General features: G+C 32.3%; 13 protein-coding genes. 4 read left to right on the top strand and 9 right to left on the bottom strand.

Annotation, left to right across the window (positions count from 1 at the left end):
- Positions 1 to 79 precede the first annotated feature (79 nt).
- The gene (locus tag Q1W72_RS03270) at positions 80 to 1,966 is read left to right on the top strand and encodes an IS1634 family transposase (RefSeq protein WP_302134830.1); all 1,887 of its coding nucleotides are present in this window, start codon (positions 80 to 82) and stop codon (positions 1,964 to 1,966) included.
- Between the two features lie 39 nt (positions 1,967 to 2,005).
- Here the strand turns inward: Q1W72_RS03270 and Q1W72_RS03265 are convergent, their stop codons facing one another.
- From Q1W72_RS03265 to Q1W72_RS03235, 7 genes are all read right to left on the bottom strand, one after another.
- Positions 2,006 to 4,792 carry a T9SS type B sorting domain-containing protein gene (locus Q1W72_RS03265; RefSeq protein WP_302137380.1) on the bottom strand — a complete coding sequence of 929 codons (2,787 nt, stop codon included), beginning with the start codon at positions 4,790 to 4,792 and terminating at the stop codon, positions 2,006 to 2,008.
- A 65-nt stretch (positions 4,793 to 4,857) separates the two neighbouring features.
- Positions 4,858 to 9,333 carry a T9SS type B sorting domain-containing protein gene (locus tag Q1W72_RS03260; protein ID WP_302137379.1) on the bottom strand — a complete coding sequence of 1,492 codons (4,476 nt, stop codon included), beginning with the start codon at positions 9,331 to 9,333 and terminating at the stop codon, positions 4,858 to 4,860.
- A 24-nt stretch (positions 9,334 to 9,357) separates the two neighbouring features.
- Positions 9,358 to 11,685 carry a T9SS type B sorting domain-containing protein gene (locus Q1W72_RS03255; RefSeq protein ID WP_302137378.1) on the bottom strand — a complete coding sequence of 776 codons (2,328 nt, stop codon included), beginning with the start codon at positions 11,683 to 11,685 and terminating at the stop codon, positions 9,358 to 9,360.
- A gap of 11 nt (positions 11,686 to 11,696) precedes the next feature.
- Entirely contained in the window at positions 11,697 to 12,533 is an 837-nt protein-coding gene (locus Q1W72_RS03250; protein WP_099715911.1) for an ABC transporter permease, read from the bottom strand.
- 70 nt (positions 12,534 to 12,603) lie between these two features.
- Positions 12,604 to 13,500: an ABC transporter ATP-binding protein gene (locus Q1W72_RS03245; protein ID WP_302137914.1), complete on the bottom strand. Its 897-nt coding sequence runs from the start codon at positions 13,498 to 13,500 to the stop codon at positions 12,604 to 12,606.
- A gap of 66 nt (positions 13,501 to 13,566) precedes the next feature.
- A complete protein-coding gene (locus Q1W72_RS03240; protein ID WP_099715910.1) occupies positions 13,567 to 13,968 on the bottom strand; it encodes a response regulator in 402 nt (133 codons plus the stop codon).
- The gene (locus Q1W72_RS03235) at positions 13,958 to 15,787 is read right to left on the bottom strand and encodes a PAS domain S-box protein (protein WP_302137377.1); all 1,830 of its coding nucleotides are present in this window, start codon (positions 15,785 to 15,787) and stop codon (positions 13,958 to 13,960) included. The genes Q1W72_RS03240 and Q1W72_RS03235 overlap by 11 nt, the downstream gene beginning before the upstream one ends.
- 407 nt (positions 15,788 to 16,194) lie before the next feature.
- On the opposite strand from Q1W72_RS03235, the gene Q1W72_RS03230 reads away from it, so the two are divergent.
- Positions 16,195 to 17,262: a hypothetical protein gene (locus Q1W72_RS03230; RefSeq protein WP_099715908.1), complete on the top strand. Its 1,068-nt coding sequence runs from the start codon at positions 16,195 to 16,197 to the stop codon at positions 17,260 to 17,262.
- Between the two features lie 36 nt (positions 17,263 to 17,298).
- Positions 17,299 to 18,177, top strand: a complete 879-nt coding sequence (locus tag Q1W72_RS03225) for a hypothetical protein (RefSeq protein WP_099715907.1) — start codon at positions 17,299 to 17,301, stop codon at positions 18,175 to 18,177.
- On the opposite strand, the gene Q1W72_RS03220 is transcribed toward Q1W72_RS03225, so the two are convergent.
- The gene (locus tag Q1W72_RS03220; protein ID WP_302137376.1) at positions 18,160 to 21,894 is read right to left on the bottom strand and encodes a metallophosphoesterase; all 3,735 of its coding nucleotides are present in this window, start codon (positions 21,892 to 21,894) and stop codon (positions 18,160 to 18,162) included. The genes Q1W72_RS03225 and Q1W72_RS03220 overlap by 18 nt on opposite strands.
- Positions 21,895 to 21,919: 25 nt before the next feature.
- Here Q1W72_RS03220 and Q1W72_RS03215 point away from each other — a divergent pair, with 25 nt between their 5' ends.
- On the top strand, positions 21,920 to 23,104 hold the full coding sequence (locus tag Q1W72_RS03215; protein ID WP_302137374.1) for a Pycsar system effector family protein: 1,185 nt from the start codon (positions 21,920 to 21,922) through the stop codon (positions 23,102 to 23,104).
- Here the strand turns inward: Q1W72_RS03215 and Q1W72_RS03210 are convergent.
- Entirely contained in the window at positions 23,101 to 25,470 is a 2,370-nt protein-coding gene (locus Q1W72_RS03210) for a GAF domain-containing protein (RefSeq protein WP_302137372.1), read from the bottom strand. The genes Q1W72_RS03215 and Q1W72_RS03210 overlap by 4 nt on opposite strands.
- Between the last annotated feature and the right edge of the window lie 108 nt (positions 25,471 to 25,578).

Raw genomic sequence — 25,578 nt, 5'->3', positions numbered from 1 at the left:
AGGTGTTTTTTAGGTAAATTCCGTTTTGTAGTCCCCAGCAAATCTTGTCTTTAATGGGGATATTTCCGATTTTTACTAAATGTATTTCAAATCTACTTTTCGTCGAAATCCTGAAACAGGCAAAATGGAATCCTACTACCGATTGGTAGAGAGTTTTCGTGATCAAAACGATATTGTTAGAAACAGAACTATTGTAACTGCTGGATTTATAGACCATTTAACGGCTGAGGAATTGAATTATATCCAGAAAAAATTGACTGAAAAACTCAATGGAAAAAACAGCTTGTTTGAAGATGATTTTCAAGAACATCTTTGGGAGTATATTGATGAATTGTATTCCAAAATACTAAAATCAAACAAAATAGATAATTCTCATTCTTCCCAAAAAGACATTCACAGTGTAGATTTGAACACACTAAAACACACTGAAGCACGTGAACTAGGAGGTGAATGGATGAGTTTGCAAACATTGAAGCAACTAAAAATAGACCAGTTTTTATTGGATAAAAATTGGCCGGAAGAACAAGTTCAATTGGCACTCACTCAAATTATAAGCAGAGCCGTTTATCCCGCGAGCGAAAACAGAACCAGTAAATGGATAAAAGAAAATTCGGCTATTTGTGAATTAACCGCTTATCCTATCAAAAAAATAACAAAGGATAAATTATATCAATCTGCCTTAAATTTGTATCAAGTTAAAGATGAGATGGAAAAATATTTGTCTCAAAAGACCAATGAATTATTTGATATTGAAGATAAATTTTATTTGTATGACCTAACCAATACCTATTTTGAAGGTCAGAAAAAGAACAGTGATTTAGCTCAGTACGGACGTAGCAAGGAAAAGCGAACCGATGCCAAACTAGTTGTTTTGGCAGCTGTTGTAAATGTAGAAGGCTTTTTGAAATATTCCAATATCTACCAAGGGAATATGGCCGATTGCAAGACCTTGTCCGATATGATTGATAGCCTTCGTGAGGCTACGAGTGAGTCCACAAAAAAGGCTTTGGTGATTATGGATGCTGGTATTGCCACTGACGAAAACTTGAAATTGGTGACAGAAAAAGGATATGATTATTTATGTGTAAGCCGTACTAAACCCAAAAAATATGCCTTAAAAAATGAAATCCCTACAATAGTTTATGACAAAAAAAATCAGAAAATAGAGCTGAATGAAATTGAAGGTGAAGAACAAAATCAGTGTGTTTTCAAGGTGAAAAGCGACATGAAAGCAATGAAAGAACGTTCAATGAATCGCAAATTTAAAACCCTTTATGAAGACACATTAACCAAACTTGCCAATGGATTAGCCAAAAAATCGGGGATAAAAAAGCAAGAAATTATAAATCAAAAAATAGGGCGATTGCAACAAAAATATCCCTCAATAGCCAAGCATTACCAAATTGATTTATTGGTTGACCAAAAAACGAGCAAGGTAACTTCTATGAAATGGGAGGTCAAAGAAAGTCAAATAAATCAGAAAAAAGAACATGGCGTTTATTTTATAAAAACGTCTCTAAAAGAAAGGGATGAGCAAACAATTTGGAGAATATACAATTGCATACGAGAAATTGAAAGTACTTTTAGAACGTTAAAAACAGACTTGGATTTACGACCTATTTATCATCAGAACGATGAGTCAACTATGGCACATTTAAACCTTGGATTGTTAGCCTATTGGATCGTAAATACGATTAGATATCAACTAAAAGTAAAAAAAATAAATCACGATTGGCAAGAAATTATGAGAATTGCAAATACTCAAAAGTTAGTTACAACAGAGATAAAAGATGTACTTGAAAACACAATCGAAATTAAGAAATGTTCAGAGCCAAGCCCTAAACTAAAGGAAATTTACTTAGCCCTAAACTATAAAAAATGTCCCTTTACCAGGAAAAAATTTGTAGTCCCCAAATCTGAAATCCTAAAACAAGATTTCCTTTTTAAACAAAGGTTTACAAGCTAAAGTCTGCAAGTTGGGTTAAGGTAATAAATCAAATTCTTATTATCTTTTCAAACTAAAATGGCTTTCAGCTTCTCTTCCGTCTTCAAGTTTTATAGTGAACCAATAATCAGCTGCAGGTAATGGTTCCTTTAAGAAAGTACCATCCCAACCAAGACTTGAAGGAGATAATTGTTTCAATAATTTTCCATATCGATCAAAAATGTATATTATTGCATTTTCATAAAGACTACTATTTATTCCTTTCAAATTCCAATAATCATTGTATCCATCACCATTAGGAGTAAAGAATTTGGGAGCATTTAGTACAGCAAAACTTTTTGTTGTTTGACCACATCCATTATTGTTCGCCACTATTAATTCGTGGAAACCGCCTGGTACGTTTTCAAAAAGAGTTGAATTTTGAAAAGAAGTTTCTGTTCCATCTTCATAGTGAATCATATAATTATAATCACTTGGATTATCGAGTTCAATTATGACTTGATTTGTTTGCTGTAAATCATGTACAATTATAGTATTTATTTTTGCTAAATGAGATAGTGTCACAATACATTTTCGAGTAGTGGTACAGCCTGATTTGTTTTTTACAGTTACGCTATATTCACCTTCTTTATTTATGGATATGTTAGGCGTTGTTTCGCCTGTTGACCATAAATAAGTGAAATCACTGGTTCTAGCCGGGGCTAAAATTCCTGCATTTAATAGTATAGAAGGATTTACAAGTCCTTCACATAAAATTATATTTTCTAAAATATTAATTTTTGGAGATGACTCGACTATAATTTCAAAATTCCCAGTTCCATAACAACCTTCGGTATTTTCTGCTCGAATGAATACTGTTTTAGAACCAGAAAGTAATGGCTCTTTGATCTCATTAATTCCCATAGAGGCATCCTCTTCATTTGAATAAAAAAACAAACGCACATCTGAAGGTAAATTCAATTCGGTTTTTATTAAATCTTTTTTCGGTTCTAAGTCAAATGATCCTTTTCCATCACCAAGATCACATTCATGCATTGCTTCGGGTAATAATGATATGTTTTTATTAGCATGCAAAATAACTGTTCCTATACTGTAGCAACTTGAATTTGGCTGGGTTACTTTTGCGTATAAAAGCTCATCTGGAACACTATTTCGATAGTTTACGGGAATGGATTGAGTGTTAGTTAAATCATTTTCAGCATCGTTAGCACTATGGTAATAATAAACTTCAAAATCTTTTTCACCTAAACTAATTGGCTCATTAGCAAGAGCTAAATTAAATAAAGCTAATCCATCAGTAGGAGCACTATCTTGTGTGTCACATTGTGTTAGTTTGTAAGAAGTTGAAAGTATTTTTGGAACTTCATAAATAGTAATTGTTTTTTCAAGAGGCTCTCTGTCTTCACCATTTACAGTTTTTATAAGTGTTACTTTATAATCACCAGCTTGTGCGTATGTATGATAGGCATCAATATCAGTGGAAGTAAATCCATCCCCAAAATCCCAAACTACGGAGTCAATTGTCTCGACAGAATTACTGTAAAAATGAGTAGCATCCCCTAAACAATTGAATTCATAACTAAAGGCATATAAGAATAAAGAGGTGATGAATGGAGGTAAGCCTTGTTCTACGCTACCTGTTTTCAAATTAATTGCATTTGGCATATAATTACAACTAGTTCCATCTAATTCGGGACTGTTGATTACCGACAATTTATTACGTAGGTTATCAGTTGTGACATATCCTGCGCGGTATATCTTCTCATCAATAGCCAATTGTAGGGCTCCAGCTATAAGAGGTGATGTATTTATTATGGCCTTTGAGGATGGGATATTTGTACTTTTTAAATCATATTGGATTAATGAACTTTCTAAAATTATGTCGCCATCTGCATTAAATTGATTTGTTGTAACATATAATTTTTTTGTTTTTGATGAAAATTCTACTCCATAAGGATTTGAATTACTCAACAGTTTAATTTCATTACTTATTTTTCCTGTACTTGAATCAAAATCGTAAAGTAAAACATTACCAGTATCTCTGATTTCTTGACCTTTTGGTCCTTTTTCATTTGTTCGTCTTGATGCATTGTTTGCTATAGCTATTTTTTTTCCGTTTGGAGATACTTTTAAATATCCCATTGCATTTGGAATATAGCCACCTATTGGGATGTTAAGTGGAGTTATTGTCTTGACAGGGATCTTATTGACTCCTTGTGTACTTATTTTGAAGGAATAAAAATTATTTATAAAATGTGTAATTACCCAAAAAGAGATACCATCTCCGTGTTGAACAGCTGTTACTTTTTCAGAACATTTGTATTTGGTCTCTTCACTATCATTTGGATTATAAGTTATAAGAGGAATATTTTTTTCAGTGATTACGACGTCTCCTAGATTATTATTTAGCGTCATGTCAACTTGGGAATAATTCAATCCATTATTGGGAGGATCCAAGTCATTTAATGGATTGTCATCCGCATTTGCAGGAAGCGGTTGGTCAACGGTAAAAATGTAATATATATTAGGATTATTTGGTTTTGGAACAATAATCGCCGACTGTGTACTTGAGTTATGTCCTAATAAACCGAACCCATTAGGCATAATTTGATGATTTTTATTGTAAACTACTCTACCATCTGTGTAAAAAAGTAAATTACCATTTTTATCAGAAATAGTGGTACATCCTTCTTTGGTAACTAATTTACCATTGGTTAAAGCAACCGGACTTCCTGAATTAAAATCGAGACCGGCATTATTACCAAAATACCATATAGCCGCTTCTTTTTGTCCAAAAGAGGGAATAGTTAGAAAAAGGAAAATAAACAATAAATAATAGTATTTCATAACTATCAAATATAGTCAATATCTACAAAAAAGTAATATTTCGGATCATGAATATTATTTGTATATTATCTTTTCAAACTAAAATGTCCCTTCGCCTCTCTACCATCATCTAATTTGATGGAGTACCAATAATCGTCTGAAGATAAAGGCAAACCTAAAAAAGTACCATCCCAACCTTGACTAGAAGCAAGAATTTGTTTTAATAGCTTACCGTAACGATCAAAAATATAAATGATTGAATTTTCATTGAAATTTTCATTCACTCCTTTTACATTCCAATAGTCATTGTAGCCATCTCCATTTGGTGTGAAAAATTTTGGAACACCAATTACTGCAATTGTTTGGCTCACAGTTCCACAACCATTTTTATCATTAATGTATATTTCATGAATTCCGGCAGTTACATTATCAAAGAAATTAGAATCTTGAAAAGGTCCATATGGAGCGTCCTGACTATATTCATATTGTCCTTGTCCGGTTACATTTACTGTAACTGAGTTTACATCTGATAAATCAATAATTGAAATACTTGTTATTGCTGCTATATCAGAGGCAGTCACTTTTATTGTTCGGATTCTACTACAGCCGGCTAGTGAACTAACTTCTACGGTATAATTACCTTCTGCGTTTACATTCAATGTTGCTCCAGTCTCATTCGTTAAAACTACATTGTCTTTTGACCAGACATAGGTATAGTCATTACTGGAAGTGCCATCTTGAATTCCGGAATCTAATCTCACAAAGAAAGTAGGAAGGTTAGAACAAACTAATTCATTTTCTTCAAAATCAGCGTTTGTATCAATATTAGGTTTTGGATTTACTGTTAAAGTTACTCTTGGACTCAAACCATAACACGCATTGTCTGATGTGCTTTCCACACGAACCCAAATTTTTTGTTCGTTTGGATATCCAGTATTGCTATAATTTGATGTATTTGTTATTTCATCATTCTCTGACAAGGCATCGGCTTCATTTTTATAAAATTTTATTGAATAAGAAGAACTCGATGAAGGAAGAATAGCTAAAATATCAGTGGTTACACTACTGAAATCGAAAGTTGCAATTCCATCAGTATCGTCATTAGCAGCTCCTAGGTCATCACAAGTAGAAAAAGTACGACTGAATGAATCTGGAATTTGAGTAGTAGAAACTATTAAGTTAATTTGAACTATACTATTACATTCATTAGTGTTTTTTACTCTTGCCCAAACCGGCATACCACCTGAGATTGTATTTGTAAAAGCTAAAGGATTAGATATTAATTTTCCTGCATCAGCTGTTTCAGCTCCCGAAAGTGAAGTATAGTAGGTAAATGTTTCAGAAGTATAATTAGTCGATATCTCATTGTTTTTTACCGTTAAATTAAAATCAGAGAAACCATCTGTATCGTCATCACATTGAACTATCGTGACGGTATTGACAACAGGTAAAGCATAAATTGTCAAAGTAGTTTCGGTTGAAATCAAACCACAAGAATTTCCAATTTTATCCAATTTCACTCTGTATTTATAACCATTCATTGCGTTAGTCACTTTTATCAGTGTTAAGGTTTGTGCTGTAGCATCCTGATAAGTAGCATTATTTAGAATGTTATTCCAAGTTATTCCGTCAGTTGACAATTGCCATTGATAGGTATTTCCTCCATTGTCAAGAACTGTAATTGTTGTGTTTTCTCGCTCACAAGTTGGTTTTGCCTGAGGTTGAGATGTGATGTCTATTGGCGCCGCAATTACATAATTGTTATTTGGAGTTGTATAACCCACACCGCTCGTAACTATTCCTTTAGCGCTAACAGTAACGGGATTGCTTCCTAATATTCCATCATTTTCAGGGTCATTAAAACCTGCCTCGATAACATCAAAACAAACATCATTATCACTATCCAAATCGATGTAATTAAAAGTTCCATCTGAATCGGTGTCAGTAACGGTATAATTTAGTTTGCCACTATCCAGACTCGTTTCAAGTCCGTCAAATAAACCATTTGTACCAAAAACAGTAGCTGGGCCATCTATAATTCCATCGTTATTAAGATCAATTGCAGTACTGCCAGATTCAACTAAGTCAAAAATTCCATCGTTATCACTGTCTAAGTCCAATAAATCATAAATAACAGGAAAAGTATTGAAAATATCATTGTCAGTATTAATTCGTATTAGTCCGGGTTCAAAAGCATTGTCAAGACCATCTTTATTGGAATCAATTCCAGAAAAGATTTTAAAACCTTTTCCTTGTGCTTCAATAGTATCAGGAATTCCATCATTATCACTGTCTATGTCTAATAAATCTGGAATTGTATCAGAATCAGAATCAAAAGTTTCTGTACGGGTTATCATGAAAATAGCTTTATTAACAGCTGTTTCGGATAAATTATTATGAGTTAATTTTACTGAATTAGTGAGATAAGATGAAAACTGAAAACTCCCCAAACCAGGTGTTAATGGTGTTGTACTATTTAATCGAAATCTTATTTCGAAGGAAGAAAATTCAGTTACGCCACTTTCAAAAATCCCATCATAATTAGTATCTACAAGCAATTGATTTTGCGGATTAGTCAAAGTAATGGTTTTATCTGTCGGTACTTGTAAAATAAAATCACCTTCTGCGTTTGTATATTCCGTAATATCTGTTGTTTGCGTTGGACTGTCTTGTGCTATATAACTAATGTTGATAGTTTCATTTTTTGTGAGATTCAGAGTGTAAGCAACACTATTTGTTATACCAGCTGGAACTTCTGAAACAAATCCGTAAAATGGTTTTCCAGTAATGGTTCCACTTCCCGTAATTGTAGCAGTATAATCAGAGCTTGAGGTAGTATTTGACTGGTTTAATAGAGAAATATTAGCTTCAAGATTGTTTATGATACCATCATTATCTAAGTCGATATCAATATTATTATTAGTTCCATCATTATCTGAATCTAATGGGCAGTCGCTCACGGGAATCTTGTCTGAGAAAATAGGAACTGTATTTGGACAACCTACAATACTTCCTTTTACTTGATAATAACCGGGCTGAGTAGGGGTGTATGAATTTGAATTTGCACCAATTATTGGATTGTCATTAAAATACCATTGGAAAGTGTCGTATGATGATAAAGTGCTGATTTTTAAAACAACATTTGGTATACAGGCTGAGTTAGATACTGTAATTTTATCAGTTACAATTTCAGGTTTCGTATCAAAACCTGAATAATAACCGCCATAGGTAGCTGCTCCATTTGTTCCAAAGTAAGAAACATAAACTTGCCTCGTAGATTTTACAGCAACATTCCCCATTTGATTAAAAACAGTATATCTCACATAATTTGTGTTTCCTGTTACTGCTTCAGGAGGGCTCGAGATAGGAATGTTGTTTATGGTTACAGTTGCACCAGCTTCGGTCACAATATTTAATCCACCATTATAAAGTGTATTTCCTATCGATTCAATGAAAGGAATATTATCAACAATGTTTGGAGTGGCACAATTTAAAGGTGGTACAAAAAATAAATTTTGATTGGCAGGAGGATTACCGGTAGTACTTGATCCTCCAATACTTTGATAGGCAAAAACATTTTCGGACGTAGTAACATATAAATTTCCATTGCTAAATTGAGATCCGTCTATTGCCACATAATCGCCAGCATTAATTAGGGTAGCAAAAGCAGTTGGATTGCCATTTAAATAGATACTGGTTTGAGGTTTGTGAGCAACCAATAAAACACGTTCTATTTCATCCGTTCCATATCCTTTTACAAATATATATTCCTTACCGGTTTTTTCTGTTGGAACGATTTGGTCAAAACCTACATCTCGTCCATTTGTACTACTACTATTGCTTCCCGCAAAGGAACCCGAATTGACAACTACTGGCTTATCAGATTCCACTAACGCACCAATGATTGTTGAACTATTGGAAACGGTATTATTGTAATTTTCCAAAGCCAAAACATAACTTTCATTTTTGCCTAAAGTAACAGTTATAGGTCCAGTAATAATAGTTCCATTTGATAGTACAGATCCTACTGGAATGTTTGAAATAGTGATTTTGGTATTGTTCTCGGTTGATAGTATTGAAGCAAAATTTAATACACTTTGATCGTAAACCGGATTTAACATTGCTCCTAATCTAAATTCTTTACCCAAAGCGCTATTTCCTTTTGAAACGAGTCCACCAGCATGATTATAGGAATTGTTCTGAGAACTAAAACCGGCATTAACCCTCACACTTACATAAATTAAATCTTCGGCCTCAACTATATATCCTTTGTTAGTTACAATTCCAATACTGGTTTTTGGAGTGAACAACTGCGTATTTTGTCCTTGACCAATAGAATAAATATATGGAGTAGTATTTTTGACTACACCAGTTATTATGTTGCCTCCGTTTTCTATAATTTTGAAATTAACATCGGTAGTGCTAGGTGTAGATATGTATAAATAATGGTCCCCTGCTAAATTTGTTGAGCAGGTTAACGGCGGGATATAGTGTGTCTTGCTAAACTGCGAGAAACAACTTATGGAAAAAAGGGTAAAGAGTATGAGTAATGTTTTTTTCATTTGCTAAAAATAGCAAAATTTAGATTATCTTTTTAATGAAAAATGACCTTTTATTATTCTGCCGTTTTCTAAATTCAAATGAAACCAATAATCATCTGTTGGTAATGCAAATCCATTAAAAGTACCATTCCATCCCATATCTGAAGAGACTAATTGTTTTAATAATTTCCCGTAACGGTCAAAAATAAATAAAGTTGATTGGGGTAAATTATCCAGATTTTTAATTTGCCAAATATCATTATAACCATCATTGTTAGGCGTAAAATAACGAGGATAATCTAAAACATATACCACAAACGGAATTGATAAACCACAGCCATTTTTATCTCTGGCATAAACTAAATATTCTCCGGGTGCAACTCCGTTAAACATTGGACTATCCTGAAAATAAGATCCATCTATAGAAAATTCATAATCTCCAATTCCAGTATATTCAATTGATATTGAATTTTCATTTCTTTCAAAATCATTCACTGTTACTCCGGTAATTGTAGCAATTCCAGAAACAGCTACAAGGTATTTTTTTGTTTTTTGGCAACCATCAAAACTCGTAACGGTTACTGAATAATCTCCTGGAGTATTAACTGTTATGGTGTTTGAACTCGCTCCAGTACTCCATAAATAGCTTGAATATCCTGAATTTACGGTTAAGTTAATCGAGCTTGTCTCGCACAAAACAAAAGTTTCATCTTGAAAATTTGGAGGGTCAAAGGTGTTTACTACAAGTGTAATAGGAGTAATTGCATAACAGTCAGGACCATTTACGATTCGGGCATGAATAATTTGTTGGGTTGCCACAGTGTTTTTAAAAATATTTGATAACTGATTTTGTTGGGCTATGGCATCTGTTGGGTTTAAATAATATTCTACGATTAAGCCAGCTGGTAAACCCGCAACTACTTGTGGTGTTACTTGAGTGTTTAAATCAAATTGTGATAAACCATCATTTGTACCATCGGTGTCACAAGTTGAAATTGGATTTTGAACTGCAATAGCGTTATTTGAAATAATCAGCCTTACTTCGGCATAATTTGCGCAGTTAAATGAATTGCTCACTCTTGCAAATACAGACTGGTTAACGAATTTGTTGCTATATGTTGTGGGATTTGCAATTGGATTAATTTGTCCTTGAGCATCAACCAAAGTCTCATAGTAAACAACAGGACTTAAATTGCTATTATTATTTTTTACAATGGCATCGACTTTAGTTAAGTTAAAAATAGATATTCCGTCATTATCGATGTCACATTGCGAAAGCGAGGTGTCATTCAAATCAATTTCTGGAGTAAATTCAATTTTTATTTCTTCGGTAGCAATACAGCTGGGTGTCAATAGTACTTCAACTCTATAAATACCGGGACTTGTAACGGTGTAAGTAGGAGAAGTATCTGTTAATTCAACATTATCTTTAAACCATTTATAAGTATAGCCAGACGGTAAATTAGGGTTTATAATATAGCTTTCGCCAAAACAAATAGGATTGCTTGTCGCTAATAATCGGTCTGGTCCCAAATCAATTTTTGGTAAAAAACTACCTGCTTCAAGAAAAACTGCCGAGTCATAATCTTCATTTTCATCATCAGCAATTACTAGTTTTATATGGTATGTTTTTCCTGCTACAACATTTGTTTGCGCTGTTAATACCTTAGTTTGCCCACTGTAATTTATAGGACTGGAGAGATTGTTAAATCCGTTAAAGTAAGTTTCGTTTATTGATGGACAACCAGGTCTAACGTTTCCTTGAGTATCAGTAATTGGATTTATTAAGGGGTGAACATTTACGGATGAAACAGGAGTTGTAGTATTGGGTAGCACGGCTAAATTTTGATAAGTGCTTGTGCCAATTTCTTTGATTAAAAAGGCAAATCCATCAGAAAATTCACAAGGAAAATAAGATTGATACTCATTAGATGCAAAGATGTAATTAAAACTTATAAAATTAGTTAATGGAACGAAATCAAATTCTAAAATTGTGGCATTTATTGTATTTGTTATTCCTAATGCTTGCTCTAAATCCGAATCACCTAACCACGATTTATTTCCTCCTCCTCGAGTGGAAACATAAGGCCCTTCAGAATTCTTGCTGCTCCAAGTACTCAAAAGGACTCCTTGTGTAAAAGGAAAACTACTTGCTCCGGAATTAAAATACCCGTAGCTGTTTTGACTGCCGGAAAATGTATCTCCTTTTACATTAATATTAGAAACATTGGCGCAAGAACTATTAACTAAAATATTTTCAACAAGTTGTTGCGCTGTAAAAGAGTCATTTACTGAAATAGATTGTGCGGTTGCATCACATACAGCGCAACTAATAAAAATATAAAATAATATTATTTTTACACATTTCATCATGTGTAAAGATACTACAAATCTCTATTTTTTAATAATCGATGGGAAAGGAAAATAAAAATCGCAGTCCAAAATAATACAATAATAATAGACGATATACTCACATCGTATTCTTTAATATTATCCAAACCAATTTGTGTCCCCAGATTTTTTACGACTGATAATCTGCTAAAAGGTTCTACTATTAAATTCGACATGGATTGCAAAGGCAAAAACTGAGTAATGGATGCCGCCGTAGTACTATTTGGGAATACTTTAAAAGTCAAAACTCCATTGATAATTCCTTCGATGATATTCCAAACCAAAAGAAATCCAAGTGCAAAAGCAGAACGTTTTACTAATATTCCTAAAAATAAACAGAATGAGAAAAAACCAACCAGTTTCACAAAATAAGCTAAAAGGTATTCTAAATCAGAGAAAACGATACTAAATTCAGTGTAGGAGGAATAGCTAAGCCCTAAAATGAGTGACATTATAAAAACAAAAATAGTGGATACTGTAGCAAACAAAACGACCGTTAGAAACTTAGATTGAATAAATTCTTTTTTACTCATTCCATCAATTAAGTTTTGTTTTAGTGTTCCATAACTATACTCATTTGCCATCATGGAGACAATTACTATCGCTAAAAACAATTTTAATATGGCCGCGATATAGGTATTGAAATGCCATATAAAAGGGAAATTAAAGATTCCCATTTCAGCAAGGTGAAATTTAAAAATACCAAGATCAAATTTTATGGAAGCTATTAAAGCTATGAAAGTTAAGAGAATAAAATAAGCCAATGTTAAAACACGACTGGCTTTGTTTTTCCAAATTTTTTGTAATTCTATTGAGAGTAATCTTTTCATTTTAGATTATTAGATTGTTAGACTATTGGATTTTTAGAATTTATTTGTATTGAAATTCTAATTGAAATTGTTATTGATTTTTAGTCAGTTCTAAAAATTGTTCCTCTAAGCTGTTTTTACGTTTTACCAAATGATTTAGTACGATATTTTTTTCAAAAAGAAATCGATTCAATTCCTTAGCTTCCAAATCATTTTTTAAATAAACTAAAACTTTCCCTTCCTCATTTACTACATTTTTAACTGCAGGATGAGTTGTAACCGCTAGGATTAAATTTTCAGTATCATCTGCTTGTAACTCAAAAAAGCCTTCATTTGCTGACATACCATCCACTAAACCAGTGTATAGAATTTCGCCTTTTCTTAAAACCAAAACATGGGTACATACTTTTTCTACTTCGTCCAATAAATGAGAGGCGAGTAAAATAGTAGTTCCTTTTGAGGCAATTTGTTTTATGATATCTCTTATTTGATGAATCCCTTGAGGGTCTAAACCGTTTGTGGGTTCATCAAGAATTAAAATCTCAGGATCATTCAGTAGGGCAGAAGCGATGGCTAACCGCTGTTTCATTCCCAAAGAAAAAGTACTGAATTTACTGTTTTGTCTATCAACTAAACCTACTAATTCAAGTTTTTCATTGACTTTTGCATAGTTGATTCCTTTAATTTTACAAACCAGTTCTAAGTTTTCCTTAGCAGTCATATAAGGATAGAAATTTGGTCTTTCTATAATGGCACCTACTTTTTTTAGAGCTTCATGTGTTTCCATTGAACCACTAAACCAGCTGTATTCTCCGGAGGTTTTGTTAACTACGTTTAAAACTATGCCTAAAGTTGTTGATTTTCCGCTTCCGTTAGGACCTAGAATTCCGTATACATTGCCTTTATGTATGTCGAAAGAAACGTTTTTTAAGGCTTGAAGTGAGCCATAACGTTTGTTGAGATTTTTGATAGAAAGTATAGTTTCCAATGGGTTCATCTTTTTGATTTAATAATAGGACGAACAAGATAGGAAATTGTTACCGCTAAACTTAAATTAGTTTATTTTAGAAATTAGTTTGCACAGCATATCTAATTTGTTTGCAGTGATAGGTTTCATGATATAATCTTTTATCACATCATATTTTTTTGCCATTTCTATATCAGCAGGGTCGATTGACGAGGTCATGATAAAAATTGAAATTTCTTTTTTTATAGGTAAATGAATAAATTCATCCAAAAACTGCCATCCATCCATCACCGGCATATTTAAATCAAGTAAAATAGCATCAGGTAGAATTTCACTATCATCCCAGTTTTCTTTTAATTTATCAATGGCAAATTGAGCATTATTAAAGGAATGGATTTCTTCGCAAAACTTACTTTTAGAGATGAGAATACTCATCAATTTCACGGTTAGTTTGTCATCATCGATAATGTATGTTAATTTATTTTTCATTTAAATAAATTTTAAAATTAGAACCATGACCTACTTCGCTTTCAACTTCAATTTTTCCATCCATAGCTTCGAGTTGGTTTTTGGTTATAAATAATCCAATTCCTTTTGCATCTTCGTTGCCGTGAAAGGTTTTATACATTCCAAAAAGTTTATGCTTATTCTTTTTCAAATCCAAACCTAAGCCATTGTCTCTAAAGTTGATAACGGTATAGTCATCTATGATTTTGTAACCAATTTCTAAAGTAGCCTTCCGTTCGGGAGATTTATATTTAATGGCATTTGTAAATAAATTTAGCAAAATACTATCTAAGTAAGCTGGGATTGCATTAACAATCAGATTTTCTGGAATTGTATGCGTAATCGTTATTTGACTATCCTTTATGGCTAAACTCAAAGCCATTCTTGTTTTTTCAATTTCACTTTTTAACTGAATCTTAGTCTTTTCAATATTTGTTTTTTGTTGAATGGTAATAATTTCATTCAAATATTCAATTGATTCTGATAATTTTTCAGTTCCTTCTTTAAATAAATCAAAATAGGAAAGCTTCTCATCAATATCATCAGTATTTTCAATTACATCCACTACCATTGATAAATTACTCGTGTGGGAGCGTATGTTGTGGGAAACAATATGGGTAAAATTATATAATTTATTGTTTTGACTACTGGTTACGTCCAATAATCGTTTAAGTTCAAACTCTTTTTCAATTCGTTGGGTTACGTTTCGACCAACACCAACAAAATTAACGAAATTGTTATTACTGTCAAATACGGTAGTTATATTTAATTCAAACCAATACTTCTCTTTATTTTTATTATAATTTAGTATTGTGATTTTGATGCTTTCTTTGTTTTTAATTGCTTTTCTCATTAATGATGAAGCACTTAAATCAGTTTCAGGACCTTTGGATAAATAACCTGGTTTTTTGCCTATTATTTCCTCCATATTCAAACCGGTAAGATCTAAATAGGCTTGATTTGCCCAAACTGCTTCTCCTTTTTCATTTGCAATTACAATGGTATCTGTAGTTTCTGAAGCAGCAAGCGATAGCAAACTCAATTTAGCTTCAACGTTCTTTCTTTCGCTAATGTCTCTAATGAAACAAACTAAATACATTATGTTGTCGACTTGAAATATTTTTCCGGAAGCTATTTCAACAGGAATTGTTTCTCCTAATTTTGTTTTGATATACGTTTCATTGACGGTATATTCATTTCGGGTTAGATTATATTTCAAGAATAACCGAAGCTCTGTCCTTAACTCAACCGGAAATAATTTTGAATTATGTAAACCCTTCAATTCAGAATTATTGTATCCAGTAAGTTCAGATGATCGGGGATTACAGTCAGTGATTACCCCATTTGACGTGTCAATAATAAAAATTGCATCATTGGCACTGGAAAAAATCGAAGAAAATTTTTCTACATTTAATTGTAGTTCATTGATTAGATTCTGCTCATTTGTGATGTCTTGAAATGTACCCAATAAATTCATGGGTTTTCCGTCAATAATTTCTACTTGACAAATACATTCAATATACTTGATGTTGTTTTTAGCTGTGGTAATCTGAAATTTATCATCAAATGAAATTCCTTCATTGATTGCTCTTTCGATAAGTACTTTAATTCGATCTCTATTTTCGCCTTCTGTATAAAAACTTATGCCGTTTCCATTTACAGGTTCAAAATCTTCAGGAACTTCAAGTATACATTTCGTAACAGCATCCCAAAATACGGAATTTGTTTGCAGGTTCATTTTCCATATTCCAATTTTAGCTGATTGTGCAGCCTTGAAATAGAGTTCAAGCTTATCTATCATTAGTAGGGTTTAAATATTTTAATAGTCTTGGGGACAACCAAATATAAAATTTAAATCTTGGAGCTAGCTATTTTTAACATAAAAAACTGCTTCCTTGTAATTTTATTTTTATTAAATAAGAGTAATGTGTTTGTTTTTAGTGCTTTAGGTTTTTATGCTAAATTTCAGTAAAAATATAAAAAGTCAGTTTTTATCTAATAATTAAGTAGTTGCGATTTATTTTTGAATTTTCACTCTTTTTTAGTTCTTATCGGATAAAAATATTTTAGATTTAAAATAGGAAACCAAAATGGTATTCTAAATCCTTTTTCATTTCTGATTACTAAGTAGTTTGAAAACATATATTTAAAAAGGAATACCCTTCAACGGCTTAATTTATTGTAATTTTGTAATAAATTATTTTTCAAATGAGTAGTGAGCCAGTAATGCTTTTTAAAAAACCATCGTATCCCATAAATAAATCACTTTTGGAATACTTGGAGCGTTTTGACCGTTTGTCAAAAGTTTCTATTTTTTACGATGATTTATTGCGTTTTTCAGGATCTGTGAACGTTTATGATAAAAACGAGGAGGATACTTTATGGATTCGAGTGTACTATAATGAATTTGAAAGACAAGAAATTGATTTGAATCTAAAAAAAATCTATTCGCTGTTACATTCTGATGGTAATCTGGGGATTCTTAAATTTTTGAATGTGGATTCCATTGACTACTGCACTTTTGGAAATTCGAAACCTTTTCGAATAAAAGTCAGAAATATTCTGAATGACAATTACACTCATTTTTATATCAAGAAAGCAGATGCTTCCCGTATTTACGGACTTGAATTAGAACATATTTTATCTCCGGATAAAATAAATTTTTTAGTGTACAATGACACTTTGATAGAGGAACATATCATGGGAATTCCTGGTGATGTTTTTATAAAAACACTTTTGGCAGATTGTACCGAAACTGAAAAATCGCAAATTGCAAAAGAGTTTGTAAAATTCAACGAGCGTTGCATGATACGATTATTGGGAGATATGCGTTCCTATAATTATGTAATTGTTCCTACACATGATTTTGACCACGTTGTTTATAAAATACGTGCCATCGATTTTGACCAGCAATGTTACGAAGGGAATTTTAAAGTCTACCGACCTCAATTTTTCAAAGAAAATTATCCAATGGTGAAATTAGTTAAAGACAAACTTCAAAACAGTTCAATCGAGCAATACAAAGACGAAGAAAGAGCGGTTCTTGCCAAAAGAATTCATTCTGCCGAGAATCGTATCAAAAGATTATTGCAAATTATGGGAAATGATGTTATTGCTCCAGAGGAACATTTGAAGCAATTGCAGTTAGAATTGTACCGTTACACGAATGATTTGAATTTTAAAAAAGCAAAATCTATGGGTAATATCATGAGTGCTGCTTTTGAATTTATTACGAGAAACTTTAAAAACACAAATTTATTTAAAACGGAATTTTAGTCTTTTTATAAATTTATAATTTACATTAATTCAACTATGAGAAACTATATTTTCATCTTATCTGTTTTTACTTTTTTGTCTTGTCAACAAGATTCAGGTGCTTTGACAACAGTTTATTCGCTGCCTAAAAAGCTAAAAGAAGTTTCGGGAATTACTTATTCGACATCAAGTAATTTGCTTTGGTCACTGGAAGACAGCGGCAATGCGAATGAAATTTATGGACTGAATTTTAAAAACGGCAAAATTGAAAAGACGATAACCATCGAAAACACAGAGAATATCGATTGGGAAGATATTACAAAAGACAAAGGTGGAAATCTATATATTGGAGATTTTGGAAACAATGACAATGAAAGAAAGGATTTGAGTATTTATAAAATCGATAAAAATTCTTTAGCTACTGAAAGTGCAATTCCGGCTTACAAAGTTTCATTTGCGTATCCGGAACAAAAAGATTTTCCTCCTAAAAAAACAGAAATGTTCTATGATGTAGAAGGTTTTTTTGAGTTTAAAAATAATTTCTATCTCTTCACTAAAAATCGAAGCAAAGGTTTTGACGGAACCGCTTTTTTATACAAAATCCCCAATACGGCAGGTTTTCATCAGGCGGTTTTAATGGGGGAATTCAAAACTTGTGACAACTACAATCATTGTGCAATTACGGCTGCAACGATAAGTCCTGATGAGTCCAAAGTTGCTGTTTTGACTCATGATAAAGTTTTTTTATTCGAAAGTTTCGAAGGTGATAATTTTCTGAAAGGAACAAAAACTATCCTAGAATTAGATCATTTTTCCCAAAAAGAAGCAGCTTCTTTTATTGATAATGACAGACTTTTTATTGCCGATGAAAGATCTAAAAGCATAGGAGGGAATGTTTATGAGGTAAGTATCAAAAAACTAAAACCCAAATCCTAAACCAAAAGCAATTCGGGCTTCCTCATTGGCAGTTTTAAAATAGGTGATTCGGGCTGTAACTACATTCAGACCGTTGAGCCATAATCCACCTCCAAAAGATTGATGCCATTTATCTGAATCCTCGCCTTTTTGCCAAACTCTTCCATAATCAAAACCACCCAGAATTCCATAAGTCATAGGCAAAACGCTTCTTCTGATTTTTCCTAAATTCCATCGGATATCACTGCTTTGATAGAAGGATTGATTGCCTAAAAAGCGTTCGTTTCTAAAACCTCTTAAGTCATAATCACCTCCCAAAACCGCAGCTTGATAAAATTCGAAATTATTATTTAGCAACATTTTCCCTTTCAAAATAGTCGCCAAAACTACTTTGCCATTGGCATCAATTTTATGGTTGAAATTCAGTTTACTTTCTAATGAAGGAAAATTTCTTTTTGTATCATTCAAATTCATTTTCCATGTTCCAGCTATAGAAAATCCCATTCCCATAGAAGGAAATGAAGGGATGTCATAATTTTCGAAACTGTATTTAAGTGTTGCTCCTGCAAATTGTTGACTGTCAAAAATAGCAGAATTTACGATTCCGGGAATGTTTATAAATCGATTATTGGTTTCCTCCACACTGATTTGCTCAAAGGAAGTTTGGAAATGGATTGTACTTCCATATTTACCCACTTTTTTGATTGATGGCAGAACTTTCAGCATTCGGATGCGCACGCGGTTGTAATCCATTCCGAAAGTTTCATCATTGTTTACGGTTTCATTTCCAGTGCCAAAATAATTAATTGTGAAATTCGGACTCGTGAATTGGCTTTCCAAATCTAAATCCCATTTGCCAATAGACTTCGGGAAATGGGCATTGTAAACCAGTTCATATCCGTCTGTGGCAAAAAAGTAATTTGCTTTCAAAATGTGTTTTTGCGTGTACGGATTTTGATTGAATTTATTGATGTTGTAGTTGGTAATAAAACCTATTTTGACACCATCATCAGGATTAAAACCAATATTTGGTAATCCTGAAAAAGCATTGTATTTGGGCTTTTCATAATCATAAAGACTGGCTTCATAATCATCTGACAAAAGAACTCTGGTTTTTGAATCTAAAACGTAGGTATTCGTTTTTGATTTAAAATCATGAATTTTTACCTTTTTTCCATTTTCTACAGTATAGGAATCTTCGTTTTGTCCTCCAATTAATCGAATGTTTATATCTGATTTCGCGTTTCCTTTTACTTCAAAAATATCATCATCATCCAATCCATAAATCCAAATATTTTTTGTGTTTGCAGCAACAAAATCTTTTGTGTACAGTAATTCATCTCCTTCATTTTTTAAACGATACACTTCAATATCAATTTTATTTTTTGCTGTCTGACGAATTATAAATTTGTCTTTTTTATCGGTACCAACAATTAAAACTGTTTTTTGCAGCACTCTATAATAGTCAGATGCATAGCGCTGTAATTCTGTTTTTCGTATTTTTAATTTACGTTTTATGTCTGCTATAGTTTCGTCCTGAACTTCTTTTGGCAGATTATCAAAGGCATTTTCTATAGCACTATCCGAAAGGTTTTCCTGAATGTATTTGGCTTGTTGTAACCAATCGTTTTCATTGGTAGTTTTTAGAAAAGCAAGATCCAATGGATAAGGTTCACGATTCAGCCATTTTACATTTTTAATTTTCTCATTAAAGGTTTGCATGTGGCGCAATGACGGCATATTCATCAAAAGAGTAAGCAATGCTCCATCATATTTTGTAAATGCCTGATCACGATCTCTAGGAATGGGTTTATAAATTATTTTTTTGCCCACTTTATATTCTCCCCAACGCCATTGATCTTCATGTCTGTCCCAATCTCCAATGAGCATATCAAATAATCGTGCTTTGATATATTCCTCTTCATCAATGACATATTTTTCATCTTTATGAAGGTTCTTCAATACATCTTCTGTACTGATTATTGCTGTAGAATTCCCAAAGCTTTTTACGTCTATTTGACTGTCAGTAGGACGCTCTTCCACCATATACAATTCATCACCAAAATTTGCATTGAAATCTTTTAGAGCTTTATGTTTAGGAATATAATACAAAACAGGGTTTGAATGTGCTACACCAATTTTTTCGGCTAAATTCCCAACAGCAAAATGTAGGTAAGGATGTGAAGTGGTGTAGAAATCAAGTAAAAAATTCTCGGCATACGTATCTTCAAATTCATTTTCGATAAATTGGTCTTTAAATGCTACTGATTGCAGAAAACGAGAAGCGCTTTTTTTCAAGGCGCGCATTACATATTCTTTTCCGTTTTTGTCAACAATTTGCAATGATCTGGATTGATGTCCGCCACCGGCACGTTTTGGTTTTAAACCACCAAAAAGAGTGTCAATCGTTGTTGTTTTTACTTCTATCGGTAAGCTATAATACTTTCGATAATGCTTTCCGAAAAGGAATCTATAAAATGCATTTTTATCTGTTTGTTTTTCTGAATAGATGGTCGCAGAGGTAGTTTTAGCAAATGAAGTCGGAAAATTTTTGGTACTGAAATCATCTTTTTTTGCCACTATAAATTGTTCGAAAATCAGTTTTTCTTTGTTGTTTTCCTTCCCGTAAAAAGAAACTTTTGCAGCTCCATTTTCATAAATGCTTAATGCGGCATACCCATTTCCACCATAAGAAAAATCATTTGGGTAAACGGCTTTTGCAGCTTCTGATTTTGATCCGGCACCACTTATAATTTGCTTGATATTGTCTTTTTCAATGTATTGTAAATTATGGTCGTGACCAGAAACTACAATAACATTATCCTGACTCTGCAATAGTGTTTTTATGCGTTTTATGAAAACAGTATAGTCTTTATTTTGAATGTCTTGCGGGCTTATTCCCGATGTTTTTCGGACAAGGTTGATAACGGAACCTAACACAGGAAGCGGAATTTTTTGCTCTAATGGGAATAGTTGTTTTTCCAATGAAAACTGGCCACCGTGTGTTCCATTACTCATTAATGGATGATGCAACGCCAGAATTATTGTTTTCTCCTGATTTTTATTCAGAATATCTTCTAACTCATTAAAAAAAGCTTCTCTTGATTTTATCGTGCAATCATCGTTTATAGTGGGGCTGTTATCCCAGTCTTCCAGAAACCATTGACTGTCGATAGTGATCAAAGTCAGGTTTTTATTGATTTCTACATCATCAATCCCACAGCCTTTTCTGGGTAAAAATGATTTTTTATCGTTTAAATATTCCGTTACAAATTTTGCTTGGCGTTCCAGACCTTTTATTCCGCTGTACCAATCGTGATTTCCGGGAATAAAAATAGTTTTACCCTTAAAGTCTTTAGATAATTGAAGTTGATTTTTTAATTTGGTTTCAGCAATAATTCGCTCATTTGTATGATCCGTATTGGGTAATCCTTTTGGATAAATATTATCGCCAAGAAATAAAAGAGTTGTATTATTGTTTGCTTTTTTTAATCGATCTTCCAGTAAACCAATTGTTTGTTGTGCTTTTTCTTCATTGGCATTTCCTGCATCACCAATTAAATAAAAAGTATGTGCAATTTTTGAGCTATCTGTTCCGTTTTGTAGTACCGGATTTTTGATTTTTTTACCAAATTGTGCGTGATGTGTTGCACACGATTGAAAAATGAATCCCGAAGCAAATAATATAAAAACTGCTTTATTTGAAGTTATAAAACGATTATCCGAAAACAATTTCATAATTTAGTAGTATAAAAATTTCTTTATGAATCTTATAGAACAAGCCGAAAATTTTGTTAGTAAATTACTCAAAGATAAACTTTCTAATTCATATACCTATCATAATTTTCAACACACTCTTGACGTAGTAGCAGCTGTTGAAACACTTGCTGACAGCGAAAATATAAGTTCTTCTGATAAAGAAATGTTGCTCATTGCCGCTTGGTTTCATGACACAGGATATATAACGGGTTGCAGTAATCATGAAGATTCAAGTATTGTAATTGCCTCTGATTTTTTAACAAAAAATGAAAAATCTGCTGATTATATTGAGAAAGTGGCAGGATTAATCAAAGCCACCGAAAAGGAGTATGTTCCCAAAACCCTTTTTGAAAAAATAATAAAAGATGCCGATTATTTCCATATTTTGAGTGATGATTATATTTTTAGCTGTGAAGGGTTAAGAAACGAATGGAGAAATATAGAAGGAAAATCTTTTACTGATAAAGATTGGGCTGTAGAGAACTTCAATTTTTTAGCTAATATTCATCGGTTTTATACGGATTATGCCATTCAAAATTGGCAACCTTTAAAAGAGAAAAACATAAAACGTCTTCAGAAAAAAATAAAAAAAATGAACTTGAAAACGAATAACGAACCAGATAAAGAGTATAAAAAAAGAGAAAAAGAAGAAAAACCGGAACGAGCGGTTGATACTTTATTTAGAGTAACATTGAATAATCATACCAGTTTAAGCGGAATTGCTGACAGTAAAGCTAATATTTTACTCTCTGTAAATGCAATCATTATTTCGATAGCGCTTTCTACGTTGATTCCAAAATTAGACAGCCCAAAAAATGTTCATCTGATGGTTCCTACTTTTATCATGCTGATGTCCAGTGTTATTACTATTATTTTTGCCATACTTTCCACACGACCAAAAGTGACGAAAGGAGTTTTTACACGACAAGATATTGAAAATAAAAAAGTGAATTTACTATTCTTTGGAAATTTCTATAAAATGCCTTTGGATGAATACCAATGGGCTATGAACGAAATGATGAAAGACAGGGAATACCTTTATAACTCCATGATTAAGGATTTATATTTTCTGGGATTAGTTCTCGAGAAAAAATACCGTTTATTAAGAGTTGCCTATAATTTTTTCATGATAGGAATTATAATCTCGGTAATTGCTTTTGTAATTGCTTTTAAAATGGTTGGTTCTTAATTCAATTCATCCAGTAAATCTTGGTATGAAAAGTTCTTTGGAGTTTGTTCTTTAGTATCATTAATCACTTTTACCCTGATTGCTCTAAGGCCTGAAACTCCTTGTAATTCTTCGACTTCAAATTGTTCGATGGTTGGTTCCAATATTTTTTTAAATTGTAGAAATTTGATATAATTCAAATATTCTGTTTCCTCATTATTATGGGAATAGACGATTGTGATTCTTTCTTTTTCGGTAATTCTATCTTTTGTTCCTTTGATATTGGCTTTGTCGATACGTTTTTTTACTACTTCGTAACGGGCATTGTAGGTGCCGTCAACATCAAAACGTTTTTCATCCATTCTAAATCGAATAGAAATAGCAGAACTAAATACTAAAATTAACGAAGTAACATCAAGCTCATAAGGCAAACTAGATTTTAGTTGGTGGTGTTCCAGTTCCATTTCGCACAACGTTTGCAATTGCCATAATCTCAAATTATGAAGATACATACTATCAAAATCTTTGTTTGGCGTTATTGAAGCACCTATATAAAGATTGTGTTCCACACCATCGGTTTTGAAACGCTCATAATAATGTGGAAAAATATTTTGTGCTTCAACTTGTTTTTTATCAAGAATAGAAGCTAGTTTTTTATTAACAATAGACATGGCATTATCAAATTTCTTTCTCGAATGATAAAACATTCCTGTTTTTTCATCTAAACTTTCAAAGTAATTATGCTCAAGTGTTTCACCTAGCTCGTTTGTTTTTGTATTCCTTAAAATAGGATGAATTTCTTTTTCTATGTAAAGTTGAATTTGTTGTTCGGTATCCGCTTTTAAAGGGAATTCCAGTTGATTGTAAAATGATTGTAATTCAAATTTTCGTTGTTCCAATAAAACCAGATTGGTATTTGAATTTTGATTTTCAAAAATTTGAATAAGCGATTCGAGTTGATTTTTTAAATCTTCTTTTACCGTTTCATTTCTATGATTAGACGAACCTTTAATGTCTATTTGTCCATATAAAGGGTAGACTTCCTTGAATACAATTTCCTTAAATATATAGTCTTTATTTGGGTTATTAGTCTGAAAATATTTAAGCGCTTCTCTTCTAAATTTCCAATAAACACTTGGGTGAATCGATGTATATTCTCTTTGGATAATAGCTTCTACTTGGTATCGCATATCATTTTTGTAGCGCTCCAATGTGTCTACCACGTATGGTAGAATCAAATCCAGATTGTTTACATTAATGCTGTTAAGTTCTCTTGGTTTTCCCGAAACTAATTCTATAATGCCCAAAAGTTTGCCGTTTTTGATCACCGGAGCAAGAATACAGCTTTTAATATTGAGTTTTAAAAAATGTTCTCCCAGTTTTTCATTTTCTGATGTCTTGGCAAATTTTTCAACATTTGAAATTACAAATGGTTTATTTTGTTCCAAAATATTTTCCAATGAGCAACCAAAAAGCGCATTTTTGCAATCGACTTCTTGCATGTCGTGTAGAATAAAACTGTCTATTTTTTTATCATCATAAGGAGGCTTTACAAACTTTTCATCTTCTTCATTGTAAATGATAAAACCAACTTTTAAATCTGAAATTTTAAAAATAGAACGAAAAATAGTTTCAAAATTATTGCTATTATCCGTCTGATGTTTTTCGGATTTTAAAAGACTGCTTTTCAAATTTGAAATCGCACTTTCAATGGACGCATCAAATAGCGATACGATACCAAAGCCTTTTAAAATCCAGCTTTCAGAAGGGAATTTTTCTTTCCACAAATCAATATTGTCATAATTATCCATCAATAGATCAATATCTTCAGCAGATAATGGTATTGATTTATCAGTAGGAATTATTTCCATAAAATCAGCATTATATAGAATTCTATAATGCTTCATGATGCCATTTGCATCCGGGATATCGTAAAATAAAGGTCTGTTGAAATCAAAATGTTGATTATAAAAGCTATTCAAAATTAAAATACAATTCATAATGTAGAATTGATTTTGATCAAAATCCCTGATAGTCATATCAAATGTTCTTCCGGCATTTTCAAGTATTTTTTTGAATCTTTCAGAGTAATTGAACGTAAAGTTCTGAAAAGGGATAGTAACCGCTTTAATTTCGTTTTGAGTCAGCGCAGTGGGGAAAAGATCAGCTAATAAATAGTTTATCAGAGTTTCGTTTTCAGGAATTAAATTCAAATTCTCGATTCCAGTTCTGAATTCAGGGAAAGGTTCTATTTCTTTCAATAAAGCTTTGGCATAATTTGAGCGGTAATCGACATTAGTGTCAGCGATTTTCTCTAAAGCTTCAATGAGTTTATGGAATGAAATTAGAGTTTTGAACGGGCTTTCTTTAAACAAATGATAATCCATCTGATAGTTTATTTAGAATACAAAATTACTAATAAACGAAATTGGATTGACAAATTTCCGGTTCTTTTTTCTAAAGAATTACTATGATTTTAATTTAAAAAATCAAAT

The organism is Flavobacterium sp. ZE23DGlu08, assembly GCF_030505335.1.
Lineage (GTDB): Bacteria > Bacteroidota > Bacteroidia > Flavobacteriales > Flavobacteriaceae > Flavobacterium > Flavobacterium algoritolerans.
Note: the sequence above shows the minus strand (reverse complement) of the source record. Positions and strands in the feature narration are given on the sequence as shown.